The organism is Dethiosulfovibrio russensis, assembly GCF_021568855.1.
Classification (GTDB): Bacteria; Synergistota; Synergistia; order Synergistales; family Dethiosulfovibrionaceae; genus Dethiosulfovibrio; species Dethiosulfovibrio russensis.
Genome location: NZ_JAKGUG010000013.1, coordinates 25,103 through 45,166, shown reverse-complemented (window position 1 = coordinate 45,166; position 20,064 = coordinate 25,103). Strand labels below are relative to the sequence as shown.

At 53.8% G+C, this 20,064-nt stretch carries 16 protein-coding genes; 2 read left to right on the top strand and 14 right to left on the bottom strand.

The window, feature by feature from the left end:
• Window positions 1-320: 320 nt before the first annotated feature.
• Window positions 321-842 carry a Synerg-CTERM system glutamic-type intramembrane protease MrtS gene (gene mrtS / locus L2W48_RS11875; protein ID WP_236114955.1) on the top strand — a complete coding sequence of 174 codons (522 nt, stop codon included), beginning with the start codon at window positions 321-323 and terminating at the stop codon, window positions 840-842.
• Between the two features lie 23 nt (window positions 843-865).
• Window positions 866-1,936 carry a hypothetical protein gene (locus tag L2W48_RS11870; RefSeq protein ID WP_236100067.1) on the top strand — a complete coding sequence of 357 codons (1,071 nt, stop codon included), beginning with the start codon at window positions 866-868 and terminating at the stop codon, window positions 1,934-1,936.
• Between the two features lie 93 nt (window positions 1,937-2,029).
• On the opposite strand, the gene glmS is transcribed toward L2W48_RS11870, so the two are convergent.
• From glmS to trxB, 14 genes are all read right to left on the bottom strand, one after another.
• Complete coding sequence (gene glmS / locus L2W48_RS11865) at window positions 2,030-3,856, bottom strand: glutamine--fructose-6-phosphate transaminase (isomerizing) (RefSeq protein WP_236100087.1); 1,827 nt, start codon at window positions 3,854-3,856, stop codon at window positions 2,030-2,032.
• 227 nt (window positions 3,857-4,083) lie between these two features.
• Window positions 4,084-4,950: a UTP--glucose-1-phosphate uridylyltransferase gene (locus tag L2W48_RS11860; protein ID WP_236100066.1), complete on the bottom strand. Its 867-nt coding sequence runs from the start codon at window positions 4,948-4,950 to the stop codon at window positions 4,084-4,086.
• Window positions 4,947-6,323, bottom strand: a complete 1,377-nt coding sequence (locus tag L2W48_RS11855; protein ID WP_236100065.1) for a phosphohexomutase domain-containing protein — start codon at window positions 6,321-6,323, stop codon at window positions 4,947-4,949. Before L2W48_RS11855 ends, L2W48_RS11860 begins: the two co-directional genes overlap by 4 nt.
• Window positions 6,324-6,354: 31 nt before the next feature.
• Window positions 6,355-7,578 (bottom strand): CdaR family protein, encoded by a 1,224-nt coding sequence (locus tag L2W48_RS11850; RefSeq protein WP_236100064.1) that lies wholly within the window; start codon window positions 7,576-7,578, stop codon window positions 6,355-6,357.
• Between the two features lie 10 nt (window positions 7,579-7,588).
• Window positions 7,589-8,407 (bottom strand): diadenylate cyclase CdaA, encoded by an 819-nt coding sequence (gene cdaA, locus L2W48_RS11845; RefSeq protein WP_236100063.1) that lies wholly within the window; start codon window positions 8,405-8,407, stop codon window positions 7,589-7,591.
• Window positions 8,408-8,439: 32 nt separating this feature from the next.
• On the bottom strand, window positions 8,440-9,048 hold the full coding sequence (locus L2W48_RS11840) for an NUDIX hydrolase (protein WP_268906579.1): 609 nt from the start codon (window positions 9,046-9,048) through the stop codon (window positions 8,440-8,442).
• Complete coding sequence (pyk, locus tag L2W48_RS11835) at window positions 9,038-10,792, bottom strand: pyruvate kinase (protein WP_236100061.1); 1,755 nt, start codon at window positions 10,790-10,792, stop codon at window positions 9,038-9,040. The genes L2W48_RS11840 and pyk overlap by 11 nt, the downstream gene beginning before the upstream one ends.
• Before the next feature lie 27 nt (window positions 10,793-10,819).
• Window positions 10,820-14,257, bottom strand: a complete 3,438-nt coding sequence (gene dnaE, locus L2W48_RS11830) for a DNA polymerase III subunit alpha (RefSeq protein ID WP_236100060.1) — start codon at window positions 14,255-14,257, stop codon at window positions 10,820-10,822.
• Window positions 14,250-15,932, bottom strand: a complete 1,683-nt coding sequence (gene dnaX / locus L2W48_RS11825) for a DNA polymerase III subunit gamma/tau (RefSeq protein WP_236100059.1) — start codon at window positions 15,930-15,932, stop codon at window positions 14,250-14,252. The genes dnaE and dnaX overlap by 8 nt, the downstream gene beginning before the upstream one ends.
• A 91-nt stretch (window positions 15,933-16,023) precedes the next feature.
• A complete protein-coding gene (locus L2W48_RS11820) occupies window positions 16,024-17,094 on the bottom strand; it encodes a M48 family metalloprotease (protein ID WP_236100058.1) in 1,071 nt (356 codons plus the stop codon).
• 34 nt (window positions 17,095-17,128) lie between these two features.
• Window positions 17,129-17,581 carry a flagellar protein FlgN gene (locus L2W48_RS11815; protein WP_236100057.1) on the bottom strand — a complete coding sequence of 151 codons (453 nt, stop codon included), beginning with the start codon at window positions 17,579-17,581 and terminating at the stop codon, window positions 17,129-17,131.
• Window positions 17,571-18,020, bottom strand: a complete 450-nt coding sequence (gene fliS, locus L2W48_RS11810; protein WP_236100056.1) for a flagellar export chaperone FliS — start codon at window positions 18,018-18,020, stop codon at window positions 17,571-17,573. Before fliS ends, L2W48_RS11815 begins: the two co-directional genes overlap by 11 nt.
• A 66-nt stretch (window positions 18,021-18,086) precedes the next feature.
• Window positions 18,087-19,022, bottom strand: coding sequence for a 1-phosphofructokinase family hexose kinase (locus L2W48_RS11805; protein WP_236100055.1), 936 nt, complete (start codon window positions 19,020-19,022; stop codon window positions 18,087-18,089).
• Window positions 19,023-19,113: 91 nt separating this feature from the next.
• Window positions 19,114-20,031, bottom strand: a complete 918-nt coding sequence (gene trxB, locus L2W48_RS11800; RefSeq protein WP_329604265.1) for a thioredoxin-disulfide reductase — start codon at window positions 20,029-20,031, stop codon at window positions 19,114-19,116.
• Window positions 20,032-20,064: the final 33 nt, after the last annotated feature.

The window sequence follows — 20,064 nt, the reverse complement described above, 5'->3', positions numbered from 1 at the left end:
CAACAAAAGAGCGGTACTATACTACCATGGCCTCTTGGGCTGTCAAGATGAATAAGACCCTTCGAAAGAGATGGTTATATGATACGAGAATATTCTATAATTTTTATGGTGGCGACGTTGTTGACGAGCTCTATTTCCGGAATATGGGCGGCGAAAGGGAATACTCCCTGGAGCACGAGATTTTTCTGGACGTCCTCAATTTTATTCCTGTTGTCCGTCTCCATCGTCCTATACTCCGTCGTAGCACCCTGGGCTGCTGCAATACCGGCAATTCCGTCTGTCCTGTTCGCACTTATCTTTTTGTGGGTAAGGAGAAATCGGTGATACCGTTCATTCTCGCCGGGATCATGCTCTACGGTCCCTACGCGTGGTGTTTCATCCGAAAGGAGCCAACGGAGGGATACGGCCTATCTTGGACTCTGGACAGGAAAGGCCTTAAGGAGACCCTTCTTGCGATAACCCTTACATTGGCCCCATTGACCCCTCTAGCTATGAGATGGCCCGGCAATGACCTTCCCAGATCCCTCCCGTCGAACACAGTACTAACCCTCCTGGCGGCTGGAGCCGTGGCCGCAGTGGTGGAGGAGGTCTTCTTCAGGGGCTGGATACAGACTCTGTTGTCCAAAAGGACCAACCGCAACATCTCGATAGTGGCGACGGCCCTTCTCTTTGCCATGGCTCACCTTTTTCTCAAGCTTCATTGGCTGAGGTTTGCCACCTTTTTCCCCGGTTTGGTGATGGGGATCCTTCGAGATAGACATCGATCCGTAGCACCATCGGCTATATACCATTTCGCCGGAAATATATGGTCCATATGGTTTTTCCCCAACATACCGATTTAATCCATATCAGGAGGCGTTTGTCCATGTATAGATATCTTTTGTTCTTAACCCTGTTTTTCTCTACCCTACAGGCATCTGTCTCCAAGGCTGAGGCGGACCTGAGGTGGGACGTGGAAATCCCGATGTCGGTGGGATCTCAGGCTTTCGTAAACTTCGAAGACAGAAAAATACCTATAGGCAAGGTCATGAAGATCCCTAGTTCCTCGAGATATCCGGCCTATACTGCAAGTGCTTGGGGAAAGCCGGGTAGGGTATGTGCGTCCGCGGTAAACGCGATACACATGCTTTTATCCGTTGAGAAAGGAAAGGGCAGAACCATAAGCTTGATTCCTTCCGAGACGGTAGCCCCTGCGGCAACTCCTGGGACAGCCATAGTTCTGGAAGGTAAGGGAGGAATGGGGATCTTCGGAGCCTGGGCACCACCTGTCGGTACTCCAGTAACCATCAGAAGCCCTGAGGGAACGGAGCGCCCTCTAACGGCCGACGACCTGCCCCGAGAGGGAGAAACCGTGAAATTGAGGGTGGAAACCTTTGCCCCCCCTCTCTTCGTGGAGATAGAAAACCACCCGGGAGGAAAGGTCTCGACCTTGTCGGAACGAGGCTATAGGACAATAGCGAAAGTCGTGAGACCTGTCGGAGGAACCGGCAGGTTCGGAGGAACCCTCTATCAATCGGTCAGTAGACTAAGGGCAAACCATACGGGAGTTATAGACATATCGACATCTCCCTATGGAGAGATCGGGGGGTTTCAGATAGTACCCTTAAAACACGGAGACTCTCCGGAGATGGCGTCCATGTGGCACATGACCCAATGGATGATACTGGCTCCTCTGGACGGGGTTCCTCTGGCCGGGAACCCTCCCCTGTTCGACGGGTACCTCGTACCGGGACCGATTCAAGTTGAGGACCAAGACAACGTAAACTTCCTCTCTCTTTGGGCGAAATACGGGAGACGATCGCTGGCCCTCTGCCGCATCGACGGAGGACCGTGGCGCTTCTTGCCGGAGTCGATAGGACGGAAAGACAACTCCCTCAAATCATTGACCCATCTAAGAATATATTTCCCCGACGACAGAGAGCCGTTAAAGGACTGACACGAAGGCACCTCTAAAAACTCCCCCCCTCCGTGATGAAGGGTAAGCCGTAAAAATGTGAGGGATCGAGACAAGGCTCGATCCCTCGTGTTTTTATTCGACTGTGACGCTTTTAGCGAGATTTCTAGGCTGATCTATCTCCTTGCCTTTGGCCAGGGCCACGTAGTAAGCGAACATCTGGAGAGGTATAACAGCTAAAAAAGGATTTAACTCTACCTCAGTTTTAGGAACCCACATAACGTCCTCGACCTGTCCCAAGATAGACTTCCTTCCCTCGGTCGCAATCGCTATAACCGGAGAATTCCTGGCTTTCGTCTCCTGAACGTTGGAGAGAGTCTTATCGAAAAGGTTATCGTCGGGCATGACCACCACCACCGGAACGGATCTGTCCAGAAGAGCGATGGGGCCGTGTTTCATCTCTCCAGCCGCGTAGGCCTCGGCATGAATATAGGAGATCTCCTTCAATTTAAGGGCTCCCTCCATGGCTATAGGGAAAGAAAATCCCCTCCCAAGGAACAAAAAGTCCCTGGCCTCACAGTATCGCGACGCTATGGCCTTTATCTCGTCGGCCCTACCGATCAAGGACTCCACTTTGTATGGAAGAACCTCCATCTCCCTCACCAGCCTCATCTCGTCACCGAGAGAAAGTTCTTCTCTGAGCTTCAGAAGATAGAGGCCCATGAGATAGAGCACCGTCATCTGTCCCATGAAGGTCTTGGTAGCAGCGACTCCTATCTCGGGACCTGCCTTGAGCGACAACACATCGTCCACCTCTCTGGCTACGGTAGAGAGCCCATTGTTGGTTATTGCCATACATCGGGCACCCTTTTCCTTGGCGAACCGCTCCGCCGCCAGTGTATCCAAGGTCTCTCCAGACTGGGTGACGAACACCGCCAGGGTATCGTCTCCTACAGGAATATCTCTATAGCGATATTCCGACGCTATATCCACCCTTATGTCCAAATCGGAAAATCTCTCTAGAAGCCTCTCCGCCACCAAAGCGGCATAATATGAGGTTCCGCAGGCGACCAGATGAAGCCTCTTTATCCTCTTTGCCGATTCGGAGGTCCAGGAAAGCTCTCTGGATAGGTCGACCTCACCATGGAAGATCCTGTCCAACATGGACCGTCTCAACACGGCACCCTGTTCGTTTATCTCCTTGAGCATGAAGTGGGGGTATCCCCCTTTGTCCACCATGGAAATATCCCAATCTATCTCCACAGCGTCCTTCTCTACGGGGTTACCTTCAAAATCCCAAAAAGACACGTCGTCTCTGGAAAGACAGGCCATCTCGCCCTCTCCCAGGTACGCTATATTTCTCGTATAGGGGAGAACCGCCGGTACGTCGGAAGCGCAGATATTCTCTCCATCGCCGAAAGCGACTATAAGGGGAGAACCCTTTCTGACGCAGTAGAGATGTTCCATGTCGTCGGCAAATATAACAGCCAAAGCAAAAGCTCCCTCTATCCTTCGATACAGCTCGACCAGGGCTTTTTTGGGGTCTCCGTCGTAGATCTTGGCCAAAAGCTGGGCTATGACCTCCGTATCCGTGTCGGAATAAAAAGAAACCCCTTCTTTCGCCAACTCATCCCTTATCTCCAGATAGTTCTCGGCTATTCCGTTGTGGACCAATACAACCGATCCATTCTGATCTCTATGTGGATGGGCGTTTTCCACCGATACTCCCCCATGGGTGGCCCACCTCGTGTGACCCAGACCTATTGTACCCTCCAGAGGAAATTCTCCTATATGCCTGGCCAGATCGGCGACCTTGCCGACCTCTCTGACTATCTGGACGCCTTTCTCTCCCACGACGGCCATTCCGGCAGAATCGTATCCCCTGTACTCGAGACGGCTCAAACCCTCCAGGACTACCTTGGACACATCCCTGTGACCGATATACCCTACTATTCCGCACATATAAAGAACACACGTCCTTCCACGATCGGGAAAAACGGGAGCTTTTGTCCCGCCGGTCGCCCAGCGGTTTTGTGTTCCCGATTCAGGGAGTTTTCCCGACCCCCCGGAGGCATCCGCCGATAGATCGATAACCTCCGTCCTCGTCAACTAGGCCTCCCTAGTTCAGGCGCTTTTATCGGGCGCAGTCGTGGCTTCGGATATCACCCCCTTTCCGTGCAGACGTCGTTCTATTTACCGGCTGAAGACATCGCCCGTTCGACCACTCCGGCTAGATCCTTTCGCCTACAGGCCATCCTGACATTAGCATCCAACCATCCCTCCAGGGTACCGCAGTCGTATCGTTCTCCCTTATACACCACGCCCCAGACCGGCTCCTCGTCTATCAAGGTTCTTATGCCATCGGTCAATTGATACTCTCCGCCAGCTCCCTTGGGCTGAGACTTAAGTAGGTCGAAAATCCTTCTGGAAAGAACGTATCTCCCCATCACCGCCAACCTGCTAGGGGCATCGGCAGCAGAGGGTTTCTCGACCATGTCGGTAATTCGGAATACACCCTCCGTTCCCGAGGGCTCTACTGCCACCATGCCATATCTGGAAACTTCGGCATCCGACACCTCTTCCAGGGCCAGTACGGATCCTCCCAGAGTATCGTGAACGTCTATCAACTGACGAAGCACAGGGGGCTCCCCCTCCATCACGTCATCTGGAAGTATCACGGAAAAGAACTCACCGTTACACAGTGGCTCTCCGCAAAGTACGGCGTGACCGAGCCCAAGCGGGGCGTTCTGTCTTACCGAGAGGATATCCCCCATAGAGGAGGTCTCCCTGACGACGCCCAGAAGACGTTCCTTCCCCCTGGCTTCAAGAATTCTCTCCAATTCCCAGGAACGATCGAAATAATCCTCCAGACAGCCCTTTGAGCGTCCTGTGACCATTATCATCCTAGAGCACCCCGAGTTACGGGCCTCATCTACTCCATAGTGGATTACTGGGCGGTCTAAAAGAGGGATCATCTCCTTGGGAATTTCTTTCGTAGCAGGCAGAAATCTCGTACCCAGTCCCGCCACCGGAAAGATGCACTCAAAGTGGGTCATACTATCATCTCCAATATGCGCTTCTGTAGATCGGAGGATATCTCCTCCATCAGATTCGGGTCCTTACATTCGACGAGGAGTCTAACTAAGGGCTCCGTGCCGGACGGTCTGAGGAAAACTCTGCCGGTATCGCCTAGATCTCTCGAAGCGGATTCCACCGCCGAAGCTATATTGCCATCGTTCATAACACGACTCTTATCCTTGACGACTATGTTGGTAAGCTTTTGGGGGAATCGACCGAAACGATCCACTAAGGTGTCGATATCCTCCTTCAGCTCCTTGCAGGCTCTCAAAAACAGAAACCCCGTACATAGTCCATCGCCCGTTTTAGTGTAGGGAAAAACTATCACGTGCCCCGATTGTTCTCCACCGAGCCTGGCGTCCTTTTCAGTCATTGTCTGAAAGACATAACGATCTCCTACAGGACAACGATGCACATCAATGCCATCGTCCTTTAAATGGTGATCCAAGGCCAGATTGCTCATAACGGTGGCCACTACACCGGTCCCCAACTCCCCCCGGGAATGAAGCCATCGGCCTATGATCCAGAGCATTATATCTCCGTCCAGGACTCGCCCCTTTCCGTCTGAGAGAAGGACCCTGTCCGCATCGCCGTCATAGGCGATCCCCAAGGACATGCCTCTTACCACGACTTCCTTGCAGAGACCCTCCATAGCCATGACACCGCATTTTTCGTTGATGTTCAGTCCATCCGGAAGATTGCCTACGGCGGAAGAGTTGACCATCCCCATCCTGCCGATCATATCCGACACGATCGGAGATAGAGCTCCATTGGCACAGTCGAAAAGTATCGAAGCCCTATCGAGACCGACATAGCCCACGAGGTCCAGAACGTGATCCTCGTACTGTCTGTTGAAGTCGCACTCTCTGCTCTCTATAGAGCCGACCGAAGCGCCTGATGGACGCCACTCATCTATCAGATTGTCTCCAAGATAGTCCTCTATCGAAAGTTCATCCTCGTCGGAGAGCTTACACCCGACTCCATCCAGGAACTTTATCCCGTTATACTCCGCTGGGTTATGAGAAGCGCTTATCACGGCACCTCCCTGGGCCGAAAAAAGCCTCACTCCAAAACCGACGGAAGGAGTGGGAGTAACCCCCACACATATCACATCCGCCCCGGCGGACGTCATGCCGGCCGCAAGAGCGGCCTCCAACATCGGTCCGGAACGGCGGGTATCCCTACCCACGACTATCCTGGGCCTGGGGAATCCCCTTTCGGTCAAAAAGAGAACGTAGGCCCTGCCCAGGCGAAGAGCCATCTCAGGGGTCATAGAGCCCCTATTGGCCACATCTCTAACCCCATCGGTGCCGAAGAGACATCGCCTCCTCTTAGTAGCCACGTCGCTCATAAGCGCTCCTCCCTCGTCTGTGCTAATGACATCAGTCTATCTTAGCCTTAACGGTCACTCTTTCAGGAGCCACCGATACGATTTTAAGTTCTTTTTCTCTCAACGCGATCGTTACTGGAACCCGAAGCTGTCTCGATACTATATTGGTGACGTCCACATACACGGAGAAGGGGATCTCAGAATCCTCCAAGGATTTCATCACCTTCGAAGGCCCCTCCAATCTGACGTCCACGGTCTGGGGAGATACCTCCCAGCCGGGATACACGCTTCTTCCCTTGGTGACCACGGGAACACCGGAGAACAGTCTATTTTCCGTTTTCGGCTTAAGCATTACCTTTACGGACACGGAAGTCTCTCCTATAAAACGGACCTCTTCGTCCTCGACCGGCCGCAAGGGAACGATCATCGATCTGTCTTTATCGAATCCGGTAAGGTCTATCGTCTCAGTCTCCACCTTGTCTATTTTCTTGATAGCCTTTTCCGGCCCCTCTATCTCGATCATCGACGGAGTAACTACAAGGGTTTTAACCTCGACACCCTCTGCCGGAGAGCCGCTCACGGAAATATCTACCGGAAGGGTCTTTCTCGGAAGTCCCTTACGAAGTATCGCCGTAAGATCCACCTCGGAAGGGTAGACTGTCAAGGAGTCGTCAGCGCCTTCCGATTGTATCAGTTTAACCGATAGGGTCAACTTTTCCCCTTTTTGAAGTTCATCTACAGTGGGCTGGACCTGTACTTCTTTAATTGAAGCCAAATCCTCCTCCGGTCCTCTTACGGTAACCTCCGTAGGGGAGAGATCCACAGCGTCCATCAACAACCCGGCAGGGAGACCACCTACCACTGAAACGTGTATGGGCAGCACCTTTTCCGCATACCTGAGCAGAGAGACCTCCATGTTAGGAGGCCGAATAAAGCCCAGCTTCACCCCTGCTGGCAGTATCACCTTGATCGGCAACCTATACTTACCCGGGGCAAGCCCCCTTATATCTACCTCACATAATAAATCTCTTGGGGTTAAATCGGCGATCACATCTCTCTTCCCCTCCACTCCTATATCTACCTTGCGAAGCTCGGAGGTCAAGGTCAGCTCCGAGGAGAGGTTAAGGAATTGGACATCGCAGGACATCTCCTTCTCCATGTTGCCGCCGATATCCCCGTTTACGTAGAACCACAGCACCAAAGCGACGAAGAGAGACACTATTCGAAGGAAGAATCTGGATCCGAAAAAGTTATCCACGTTTTTAAAAAAAGGCATCGTTCTACCCTCACGATCCTAGAGATTTTATCTCATCTCTGAGAGTATCGAGGAAGGATTGCTGTTCCGTATCCTCTCCGGAGAAATAATGGACCAGAAGCTTATGCACCTGATCGTCCTTGAGGTTTCTGGAAAGATGCCCGTTAATGGCTAGAGAGACCTCTCCTCTCTCCTCCGAGACTATCAAGGAAATGGCGTCCGACACCTCGGTGACCCCAAGACCGGCCCGATGCCTTGTCCCTATCCACCTGGAAAGATCGCTATCCTCCGTCAAGGGCAGATAACATCCAGCCGCTATAATCTTGGACTGATCCAGAATAACCGCTCCATCATGAAGAGGGTTGTTGACCCAAAAGATGGATATCAAGAGTTCCTGGGTTATGTCCGCGTTCAACTCTATGGCTGTACGCCAAAAATCCTTCAGCCCCGTTCCTCTCTGCAGTACCAGCAGAGCTCCTATCCTCTGCCCCTTCATGTAAATAAGGGCTTTCGATATTTCTCCGGCGATCGTCTCAGCTCTTTTTTGGGCCTTATGTCTCTTCCATATGTTTCCCCTGCCGAGCTCCTCCAGAACCTTTCGAAGTTCGGGCTGAAAGACTATGGGGACGGCTATGACCGTTATGTTCAGTATCTGCCCCATAAACCACGATATAGTCTCCAGGTTGAGAAGCCTAGCGGATGTCGCGAGAATACCGATAACCAAGAGCCCTTTGACCAGCTGCATAGCTCTAGTCCCGTAAAGCAACGAAAGAAGGCGATAGACGACATAATATATGACCAATATATCGACTACATCCTGCCATCTTATAAGCTTAAAGATTTCCGTCATGATGCATCCCCTTCTCGACCTGGCCGCTAGATTCAAGAGGCTTGGAAAAACGACCGTTCAAAAGACCGCAAACGCCGAAAGAACCCCAGGCGATCCACATTCCGGAACATCCTGGCTGAAGCCCCCCAGAGGGATATTTTCTCGCACAGGGGGTATATGGGGTAAGAGTATTCGACTCCCATATAGAGACCTCTCTTTATCTCCGGGGTGCCGGAGATAGAATTCGGATTCAGGAGAATCACCCTATCGACCTCGTCCTCGTTGAGGACGAGGTCGGATTCTTCCATCGTTTTCTCAACCTCTACGACTATAGGGACAACCTTGAAACCACTGACCAACACGTCTTCTATTGGGGCGACTCCAAGAAATTTAAGAAATCGCCCATCCAGACCGATCTCCTCATAAGTCTCTCTACAGGCCGTTTCCCATGGGGTAAGATCATTATCTTCCCTGGCTCCTCCGGGAAAGGCTATCTGTCCTCCGTGAGACCTCATCGATCCCGGCCTTAATATCGACACAACTCTAGGCCCAGCTTTGGTCGATAAGATAGGAATGGCAACCGCTCCCCATCGGACCGGTTCAAAGTTACCGACGAGCGTCTCCCACGGAGAAAAAGGGGAAAAACGTAAGCTAGGCTCCAACGTTTACAGTCCCCTCGTAGACCAGTCCTTTCCCGCTGTCTACCGTCACGATGTTTCCGGTCTTAAGGGAATCCATGCATCGAGAAGCGTTGACGATACAGGGCAATCCAAGTTCAAGGGCCATTATAGCCGAGGGGGACGTAAGCCCTCCCTCCTCCGTGATCAAAGCGCCAGCTCGCTTTAAAGCCGACATGTAAGATCCATCGGTAAAGGGAGTCACCAGTATATCCCCGTCCTGCATGGACTGGGCTTCCTCGGCGGAAGAAGCTTTAAACACCCGACCGGCCAGGACCTTGGGAATCACAGAAAGGCCTTTGAGGACGATTCGCCCTATGGTATGGACCCTCACCATATTCGTAGTCCCCGGCACGTCCAAGGGCATACCGGCGGTTATCACTACCATATCCCCTTCGGATAGAAATCCTCGCCCCATGGCGGCGGCGACCGCTCCCTCTATCGCCTCGTCCTCGGAACCGTCGGTGCTCTTGAAAAGGGGGACGACTCCCCAACTGAGCGAGAGCTCTTTTTGCGTCTTTACCGATGGAGTGGTGGCGATAATAGGACAATCCGGACGATATTTGCTTACCATCCTGGCGGTAACTCCGCTTCTGGTAAGGGAAAGAATAGCCTTGGCCCCGGTTTTTTTAGCTATCTCCACCGCGGCCATACTGACCGCGTCCGGAACGCTGTTGGGCACGGCGGGAACCTCGAAAGGACGCTGCCATCTTTCGAGCTGTTCCTCCGCCTTGGAGATTATCCTGGACATTGTCTCCACGGACCTCGCAGGATATTTCCCCGCCGCGGTCTCTCCCGAGAGCATCAATACGTCGGCTCCGTCGAGAACCGCATTAGCCACGTCGCTGGCCTCCGCTCTGGTAGGCCTTGGATTTCTGATCATAGAGTCCAGCATCTGGGTGGCCACTATAACCGGTTTCCCCTGACCTCTGCATATATCTATCAATCTTTTCTGGACCAGCGGAACCTCCTCGGTCGGGATCTCGACTCCCAGATCTCCTCTGGCTATCATCATCCCGTCGACGACCTCGGCTATCTCGTCTATGTTAGCCACCGCCTGGCGGGTCTCGATCTTGGCGACTATCTTTATGTTTCCACCGGCATCCTCTATTACCTTTCTAACAGCCAGGACGTCCTGTCTGTCCCTAACGAAAGAGACAGCCACGAAATCCACGTCGTTTTCCACGCCCCATAGTATGTCCTCCCTGTCCTTTTCGGACATGGCGGAGAAGGAGAAGTTCGCTCCGGGCACGTTGACGCCCTTTCTGTTGCCCAAAGAACCTCCGACCACCACGGAACAGTCGACAGACTCTTTCGAGATGGACTCTATCCTGAGATGAATAGTACCGTCGTCTATGAAGACATCCTGTCCCACCGAAACCTCGTCTCCCAAGAGATGATAGGTAACCCACACGCCGGAGGAGTCCCCGGGAGAATCGTCTTTAAGCCTCAGGGAAAAGGCGGAGCCCTGAACGAGATCGGTGGTTCCGTCTTTCAGAAGCCCGGTCCTTATCTCCGGTCCCTTGGTGTCAAGCATGATCGGCACCGGGCCTCCGTACACATCGGATAGACCGCGGACCAACCTCAAAGTATCGAGATGCCCCTCGTGAGTTCCATGGCTGAAGTTCAGGCGAGCCACAGTCATGCCTCCCTTTATCATCTCCGCCAATACCTCTCTGTCGGAGCTGGAGGGACCCAATGTGCATATTATCTTGACCTTTCTCTGCATACTACATTTCACCTCCGAAAAAAGACTCTATATCCTCAAAGCGACTAGGTCGGAGGAAATCAAACTCTCCAGTTTTTTACGGAGATCCGAGCTAGGGGATATTCTGATATCTTCCAGGACCACGCACGCTCTTTCGTGGTCGCCCTCCAACCTCAACAAGACCGAACTATCGCCCGGATGCCCCTTCAATATACGCAAAAACTCCCTGAAAAAGGACTCCCTGAAAGCCTCCTCCCGAATGGATATCTCGGCGTATCGCCTGACGCCTGCAAGATCTCCCTTCAGGGGAACTACCTCGTTCACGAGGACGTTCACCCCGCCCCGATCCTGCACGGACCCTCTGACCAGATAGGGATCCCCCAGAATCAAAGAGGGCTTGATATCCAACCAGGGTCTTCCTTCCCTGGGTTTGGGGAAACACACTGCCTCGATCTCTCCGGAACAATCCTCGAAACGAAGTATCCCCATAGGATCCCCTCTTTTGGTATATTTTTCCACCGACCCCACCAACATGCCGGCAAAGCAGGGAGACACCTTCTCGCTCCTCCAAAGCTCCAGATCGGAGATGGTGCAGTTGACGTGTCTGGAGGCCCTCTCCTCATGTCTCTCGAAGGGATGCCCCGATATATACATGCCTATGGCGGACTTTTCCATCTCCAGTTTTTCCTGTATATCGTAATCCTCGACCTCTACCATATCTGGGTGAACAGCCGCCTCCTGTTCCCCGAAAAGCGAACATTGGTCTCCGTCGCAACCCCGTTTCAATGCATAGTCCATCATGGCCGGAAAGGATTCCATGAGCTGTCTGCGATTTGGAGATATGCTGTCGAACGCCCCGGCCTTTATGAGGTTTTCCATGACCCCCTTGTTCAGACAGTGAACGTCTACCCGGTCCAGAAAATCCCAGAGATCCTTGAAGAGGCCTCCCTCTTCCCTGGCCTTTATGATGGCCTCTACAGCTCCCGCTCCCACCTTGCCCACGGCCTCGAGGCCGAAACGGATTACGTTCTCCGCCGCAGTGAAGGCCGAACGGGACTGGTTTACGTCCGGGGGCAACACTGGTATGCCAGATTTTCTGACCTCCCTGACGTAGGCTGCCATGACGTCCTTTTTCGACCCTATCTGACTGGTAAGGTAAGCTGCCATGAATTCCCTGTCGTAATGGGCTTTGAGATAGGCCGTCTGGTAGCTGATGAGAGCATAGGCAGCGCTGTGGGATTTGTTGAAGCCGTATCCGGCGAACTTCTGTATTATGTCGAAGATCTCGTCGGCCTTGGCCTTGTCAACTCCCTGCTTCTCCGCTCCGGAGAGGAAGATGGCCCTCTGCTCGTTCATGACCTCGACCTTTTTTTTCCCCATGGCTCTGCGAAGAAGATCCGCTCCTCCCAGGGTGTAACCAGCGAGGGTGGATGCGCATTTCATAACCTGTTCCTGATAGAGAATGACACCGTGGGTTTCCTTCAGGACGTCCTCCAGCATGGGATGAAGATAATGGGCCATGGCCCTGCCGTGCTTGCACTCCACGTACTGATCCAACATGCCACTCTCCAGAGGACCGGGGCGATAGAGAGCCAGCACAGCTATGACGTCCTCGAAGCTGTCGGGAAGCATCTTCTTGAGCAACCGTCTCATACCGGCAGACTCCAACTGGAACACTCCCAGGGTATCTCCCGCCTGGAGCATCTTAAAAGTAGGCTGGTCGTCCATGGGCAGTTCGTTCAGGTTCGGAGGTTCCTTGCCGTTGGTCTTTATATTTTCCAACGCCTCCTCCAATATGGAGAGGGTCTGAAGTCCCAGAAAGTCCATCTTGACCAACCCCAGCCTCTCGACAGGCTCCATCGAGAATTGCGTCACTACCTGGTTCTCCCCTATCTTACGGACCGGGACCAGGTCGGTCAGAGGCATGGGGGTTATTACCACTCCGGCGGCATGCTGGGAACAATGCCTGGCCAAACCCTCTATCTTGGCGGCGCTCTCCAGCAATGTCCTCATCTTAGGGTCCTTGTCACGGATTTCCTTGAGATCCGGGGTCAGGGAGATAGCGTCGGCGATGGACTTCACTCCGTCGGGAACGAGTTTGGCTACCCTGTCCACCTCGGCGTAGGGAATACCCATGGCCCTTCCCACGTCCTTTATGGCAGCCTTGGTCTTCATCCTACCGAAGGTTATTATCTGGGAGACGTTTTCCACCCCGTATTTCTCCACGACGTATCTTAGAAGATCCTCCCGCCCCTTGTCGGAGACGTCCGTGTCTATATCGGGCATGGTCACCCTCTCGGGGTTGAGGAATCTCTCGAAGATAAGGCCGTACTTTATGGGATCCAGCTCGGTTATCTTCATGGCGTAGGCCACCAGAGACCCAGCGGCGGAGCCTCTTCCGGGACCTATGGGGATCCCCCTCTCCTTACAGGCCTGTATGACGTCGGCGATTATCAGAAAATAGCCGGGAAACCCCATCTGGTTGATAACCGATAACTCGTACTCGAGTCTCCGTCTGTACTCCTCCGTCAAGGGCGCGCCCTTCAGCCTATCCTTGAGTCCATCGAAGGCACTTTTCTCCAGAAAGCTCTCCAAGGTCTCACCCTCGGGTATATCGAACTGGGGAAGCTTATACTCTCTCGTACCAAGATCGAAAGAGACGTCGCATCTCTCCGCTATTTTCAGTGTATTCTCCAGAGCCTCCGGCACGTCGTCCCCGAATATCTCCCACATCTCCTCGGCGGAACGAAGGTAGAAGTCGTTGGTCTCGAAGGACATCCTCTTAGGGTCGTCCAAGGTCGAGTTGGTCCCCACGCACAGAAGAATCTCGTGCCAGTCGTAGTCCTCCTCGTTCATGTAGTGCGAGTCGGTGGTGGCCACCAGAGGGAAACCGTGCTTACGGGACATCTCTATCAGTCCCTTGTTGACAACCGCCTGCTGAGGGATATGGTTGTACTGTATCTCGAGAAAGAAGTTGTCCTCGCCGAATATATCCCTGTAGAGATTCGCCCTATCCAGGGCCTTATCGTCCTCTCCTGCTATGAGAAGCTGGGGGATCTCTCCGGCAAGACAGGCGGAACAGGCTATGATCCCCTCGCTGTGACGGGACAGAAGGTCGTGGTCCACCCTGGGTTTGTAGTAGAAGCCGTCGGTGTTGGCGATGGAGACCAGCTTTACCAGGTTGTGATATCCGACGTCGTTCTCCGCCAGGAGGAGAAGGTGGTTTATCGGATTTTCCTTTCTCTTCTCCTCTATTCCCTCTGGGGCAACGTAGATCTCGCACCCTATGATCGGCTTGATTCCCTCGTCCTTGCAGGCCTGGTAAAATTCTATGACACCGTACATCACGCCGTGATCCGATATGGCTACGGCGGGCATATCCCATTCCTTGGCCCTTCTGGCAAGCTCCTTGCACCGGATGGCACCGTCAAGAAGGCTGTATTCCGTATGGACGTGAAGGTGGACGAAATTCTTTTCCTTAGTCACCGTCTATCTCATCCTCCTTCTCTATCTCCTCGTCTTTACGAAGGTAAAGTACCTCCCCGGAGGTCTGGGACCGGACCACCTGAAGGGCTCTCAATAAACCGTCGTCCCCGTCGGGGACCTCTACATTCCCTGCCTTGGAGACATCCGTCGATTTTACCTCTTTAACAGTCTCCCTCTGGTCCTCCCGATCGACCTCCAGGGGAAGTTCCTGCGACGAAGGAGCCGATAGGGGCTCGTAGACCCTCTCTCGGTCTCCGCAACGAAAGACGACTCGCCCCTCCCATCCGTCCTCGTTCAGTACGGACTGCAGTATATAGGCGTTTCTCTCTCCGGAGAGAAGCTCGAAGCAGAAGGCCCTTTCCGGAGGTACCACGACCTCCATCTCGTCGTCGGACTTAGATATGGCGCAAAAAGCCAGGGCGGAAACTATATGGGGTATATCCCCAAAGCGAGACCACAGTGGCGGATCCTCTTCGTCTGACCCGGGAACGGATACGGGCGTCGGCTTCGCCGAAACCGGTCTAGAGACTTTACTCGGCTCCTCATTAGGCGTCTCGACGGTAGGAGACTTGATGGAGGATGGCGTTTCCGAAGGCACCAGACGGGTCATCAGAATTCCGATCAGCACATCCTGTCTCAGCCCCCTTCTGGATTGAGGCATAAGAGACGACGTCAAACCCATCATCTCCCTGAGAAACGGCTCGTTCCATCTTCCTACGGCTCGAGTCAGGAAACGACTTTCCCAGGGAGACAGGCCCAAAGCTTCTATTCCCTTCTCTCCCCATCTAGAGGCGATCCAGAGATTCCTGAATATAACGTAAAGGCCGTCTAGCACCCTCTCTACAGAGGCGCCACGGAGGAACATCTCCTCTAGGTTCTTGAGGGAGTCCATCTCACCTCTTTCGTGAAAACCGTCGAGCCATCTACACAGTTCTCCGTGGCTTCCCCCTCCCACCAACCGTTCCACCACGGACAAATCCACCCCGTCGTCCTGGACGGCTATAGCCTGCTCCAAAAGAGAAAGCCCGTCCCTCAGACCACCGTCGGCCTGACGGGCGATCTCCCATAGGGAGTCGTCGTCGCATTTCACCTTTTCCAGCTCGGCAACGTAGCGCAGTCTGGAGACCATTTGCTCCAGACCGATGGAGTGAAAGGGTATGTGCTGACATCTGGAACGAATCGTAACCGGAACCTTGAAGGGCTCCGTGGTCGCCAGTATAAAGAGCACCGACTCGGGGGGCTCCTCCAGTGTCTTCAACAAGGCGTTGAAAGCCCCTATGGAAAGCATGTGGACCTCGTCCACTATATAGACCTTGTAGGGAGAGGAAAAAGACGCCAGCCCCACGTGGGTCTTGAGATCCCTTATCTCGTCGACCCTGTTATTGGAGGCTCCGTCTATCTCTACGACGTCGAGGGAGTTTCCCTCGGAGATACTGCGGCAGGAATCGCAGACGTTGCAGGGTTCTCCGTCCTCGCCTCGGTCGCTACAGTTGACGGCCTTGGCGAAAAGCCTGGCTACAGTGGTCTTTCCGCAACCTCTAGGGCCGGAAAAGAGATAGGCGTGTCCCACGTTATCCCTGGAGACGGCGCGACGCACCACCTCTACGGCGGTATTTTGACCGGTTACGTCCTGAAAAGTCTGAGGTCTATAGCGACGGTACAGAGAAAGGTACATGGAAGTCCTCCTGTTCTTATAAAAAATCCTCCAAGGAGGCACGACCATTATACCCGACGGGCTGTTCGGATGCAGCGCGTCGGGCTCTTCATCAGGAAAGATAGTCTGCTGTGGGGTTCTTGTCCTTAGCCGCGGAGAGAGCTTTCAATATGCCCTTTCTGAGCTCGGACAGAGAGGAGGTTCCTGTCGGAAGAGGGGCGGAAGCTATTATATGTCCGCTTATGATAAGCGATTTCCGTCCCTCGAGGGTATCTACTATCTGTATGTCGTGTGGCGATGTCTCAAGTTCCAGGCTGTCGGATATAGCCGAAGCCACCTCGGCCAAGTACACCCGATTCTCCGAGGAAGACGACCAGACGGACAACCCGTCGACGGTCAGCTCCAACCTATGGTCCGATTCCCTCACTTCTGTAACTAAAAGGTTCAAAGCGGCTTTACGGCTGAGCTCCCAACCGCTGTCCTCTATGAACCTCGTGATATAGTCGATTCTATCGGGTAATCTAGGATGATCCATGAAAACACCGGGATCGACATAAGGCCTCTTCAGCTGTTCCGCTGCCAATCCCTCCATCACGGTAAGGGCGGCGGCAGGAGGATAACCGGCCCGGTGAATCTTATCGACGGCGCCGAGATCCGCCTCCCTCTCGAGGTCCCGGCTGTATCCGTTGGTTATGGCGATCTGAGCTACCCCGGCCATCATGGCAGCGGCGGCCTGCCCCTCGCTGGCGATCAAGATAGCCAAGGTAGCCAAGGATAGCTTCTGGGATCTATCCGCCTGGATCATGACGTGATTTTTATCGGCGTGGGTCAACTCGTGGGCCAAAATAGCGGCCAATTCGCCGTCGCTCCTGACGAAATCCAACATACCGGAGGTAACGTATATTCCACCTCCGGGGATACAGAAAGCGTTGGGAAAATCGGCATCCAGGAGATTCACGCTGTAGGGAAGCTTCCTATCCACGAAGGGGAGCAACCTTTCGAATACCACCCTTACCCTAGCGACCTCAACTGGGTTAGATACGACCGGCCACCGTTCCTCCACCTGAGAAGCCACTTTTTTGCCTAAGGCTATCTCCCTTTCGTAGGGACCGGCTATTCCAGCCACGGGGGACAGAAAAAGACAGAGGGCCAAGGATAATAAAAAAATGGCTTTCTCAGCCATTTTTTCAAGAGCATCCATCCTCATGACGGCACCTTCAGATGCTGCCCATATATCCTCGTACCGCCTTTTTGCCGTTGGCGACCCGGGACATCCGGCTTCTGAGCTCGCTCAATTTTCCGGCCATTTTCTCCTGTGCGACGTTCTCGAAATCTATGGAGGCAGAGACCAAATCCTGAATCTCTCTCACCCTGGATATAAGGCCCTCGTAACCTCTCTCACCCACCGCCGAGGCAAGAGCCTTCCAGAAAACCGGTTCGTCTCGGCCCTCCGATATCCCGAGTTCGGAGGAGACATCCCCCCAACGTTCCATAAGAAGCTCCTGCCTGGATATTATGGACTGTTTTTCCTGAAGGATGGACATGAGGAGATCCATATCGTCACCGTCGATGGCCTCCAGCTCTGCGTCTATTCTCGACCTGAGCAGCCGGTAAAGATCGAGCTCCTGCCTCAGCAATCCGGCTACCAGATCTTCCAGCTTAACCGGCAAAACTGACCCCTCCCCCGGACGGGACGGGCTCCTCCTGCTTTTTGGAGATGGCCTCTTTCTTGATCTTCTCCAATGCCTCCTGCCAGGTGTCCCGCAGCTCTTCCAGCATGGACCTGACCATAGCCACCTTTTCCTTCGATTTCTCCACGTTGGCCTCCACGAGACTACGATGCATGAAATCGTAGAGCCCCATCAAGTCCTCCGCAACGGAACCACCGACCTCTACGTTAAGGGACACCATCAACTCTCTCACGGCGTTCTGTGCTCTCAAAAGATTTTCGTGGCTTTCCTCGGTGTTCCCCTTCGCTATGGCAGACTCAGCGGCTATACAAAACCTAATGGCTATGTCGTAGGTTATCAGCAACAGCTGTTCTCTAGAGGCAGTTCTGATCCTCGTGACCTGATAGGCCAACTGAGCGTTCTGATTCTTCTGTTCCATAAGCACCCACCTCCTATCAGTAGTTTCGGATGCTTCCCGTCTCCGGCTTGAACCGAAATTTGACGGTCAACGAAGTTTCTCTATCTCCACCGTCGACATATACCGTTCCACTGCGTCTCTGCCGCTGATCCCCTTGCCTATGTGGGTAGCTTCCTCCATGGCGCAGGCCATGCTGAAACGGATGGCCTCCTCCGGAGACATGCCTTCCCTGTAACCGACTACCAATCCAGCCACCAGGGCATCGCTGGCCCCGAACATCGAGACCACGTCGGTCCTGTCTCCCAGTTTTGCCAGATAGATACCGTCCGGGGTGAAGAATACGTCTCCGTAGACGTGGTACGAGGAGACCGCCCAGTTTACCCCCAGATCGTGGAGGTCGGAGACAGCGCGAATCAGGTTGTCCAGGGTGGAGAGCGGGGTTCCCGAAAGCTGAGACATGAACCTATGGTCGATCTTGGCGAAGGACGGCCCCGCCTCTATGCCAGCCATAAAAGCTGGCCCGGCGGCGTCTACGAAGGTTTCCACTCCCACGTCCTTGGCCGTTGATACCAGATCCCTGTAGATATCCTGCGGAACTCCCGGAGGGATGGAACCTCCTATCACCACTACCGAAGCTCTGTTCAACATCCGTCTGTAATTGGACAGAAAGCGGGTGAGCGCCTCCTCGGAGATCTCCGGTCCGGACTCGGATATTCCCGTCTCGACCCGACCGGTCTCGTCCACCACGTAGACGTTGGTCCTGGTCTCTCCGGTAACGTGTACGAAGTTGGTGGTTATGCGAAGACGCCGCAAGACATCTCTGATGTAATCCCCGTTGAACCCAGCCAGAAAGCCCATAGCAGCCGATTCATGGCCCAGCTGATTCAGGAGCAAAGAGACGTTGATTCCCTTTCCCCCAGGAGATCTGTCGGACGATACCGCCCGAAACCACCCTCCTGGATTGAAATCCCTGACTACGTAGCCTTCATCGACCGCTGGGTTTAGAGTCACAGTGACGATCATCGATCATCCTCCTCCGTTGAAGGGACATTTTACCTAAAGAAAGGGGCGGGGTGACAGCCACCCCGCCCCACCGCCTATAAGTATAAATCCTCTAGAAGTGCTCCGCAATATATTCGTAGGAGGACATGGCCGCGATGGCTCCATCGCTGGCGGCAGTGACCACCTGGCGGAGAGATTTGCTCCTAAGATCTCCGGCGACGAAGAGTCCCTTCATCGACGAGGCCATCTTCTCGTCGGTCTTGACCCATCCGCCCTTCTCGGTCTCCAGAATATCCTTGACCAACTCGGCGTTGGGTGTGTTGCCTACGAACATGAACACACCGGATACGGGAATCTCGGAAATCTCTTCGGTCTTGACGTTCTTGAGAACAACCTTCTCGACCATACCGTCTCCGGCGATCTCCTCGACCACGGAATCCCAGACAGGCTGGATCTTGGGATTGGCCAGGGCTCGATCCACCGCCACCTGGTCGGCACGGAACTTGTCCCTTCTATGTACTACATAGACCTTGGAAGCGAACTGAGTGAGGTAGCAGGCCTCCTCGACGGCGGTGTTTCCTCCTCCGATGACCGCTATCTCGAGATCCTCGAAGAAGGCTCCGTCGCAGGTAGCACAGTAGCTGACCCCCTTGCCGGTGAACTCGGCCTCTCCGGGGCAACCGAGCTTTCTGAAGCTGGCCCCGGTAGCGACGATAAGGGCCTTGGCCTCTATCTCGCCCTTATCGGTCACGACTATCTTGGAATCTCCGTTCTCCTTGATGGACTTGACCTCTGCCTCCATGAACTCTGTCTTCAGGGACTCGGCATGGTCTCTGAACATATCTCCGAGCTCGGGACCGGTAGCGTGCTTAATTCCAGGCCAGTTCTCGATCTCGTCGGTCACGCAGATAGCGCCTCCGAAGACGCCTTTCTCTATCACCAAGGTGCTCAAACCGGCCCTTCTTCCGTAGATGGCCGCGGTAAGACCGGCAGGCCCGGCCCCTATGATGACAAGATCTCTCTGTTCCATGACAACTCCTCCTCAGTTCTGATATCTCTTCCA

Bases quoted from the DNA above. Each gene is read 5' to 3' on its own strand.
- L2W48_RS11870 (WP_236100067.1), top strand. From the start codon at position 866: ATGTATAGATATCTTTTGTTCTTAACCCTGTTTTTCTCTACCCTACAG.
- glmS (WP_236100087.1), bottom strand. From the start codon at position 3,856: ATGTGCGGAATAGTAGGGTATATCGGTCACAGGGATGTGTCCAAGGTA.
- L2W48_RS11860 (WP_236100066.1), bottom strand. From the start codon at position 4,950: ATGACCCACTTTGAGTGCATCTTTCCGGTGGCGGGACTGGGTACGAGA.
- L2W48_RS11855 (WP_236100065.1), bottom strand. From the start codon at position 6,323: ATGAGCGACGTGGCTACTAAGAGGAGGCGATGTCTCTTCGGCACCGAT.
- L2W48_RS11850 (WP_236100064.1), bottom strand. From the start codon at position 7,578: ATGCCTTTTTTTAAAAACGTGGATAACTTTTTCGGATCCAGATTCTTC.
- cdaA (WP_236100063.1), bottom strand. From the start codon at position 8,407: ATGACGGAAATCTTTAAGCTTATAAGATGGCAGGATGTAGTCGATATA.
- pyk (WP_236100061.1), bottom strand. From the start codon at position 10,792: ATGCAGAGAAAGGTCAAGATAATATGCACATTGGGTCCCTCCAGCTCC.
- dnaX (WP_236100059.1), bottom strand. From the start codon at position 15,932: ATGTACCTTTCTCTGTACCGTCGCTATAGACCTCAGACTTTTCAGGAC.
- L2W48_RS11820 (WP_236100058.1), bottom strand. From the start codon at position 17,094: ATGGCTGAGAAAGCCATTTTTTTATTATCCTTGGCCCTCTGTCTTTTT.
- fliS (WP_236100056.1), bottom strand. From the start codon at position 18,020: ATGGAACAGAAGAATCAGAACGCTCAGTTGGCCTATCAGGTCACGAGG.
- L2W48_RS11805 (WP_236100055.1), bottom strand. From the start codon at position 19,022: ATGATCGTCACTGTGACTCTAAACCCAGCGGTCGATGAAGGCTACGTA.
- trxB (WP_329604265.1), bottom strand. From the start codon at position 20,031: ATGGAACAGAGAGATCTTGTCATCATAGGGGCCGGGCCTGCCGGTCTT.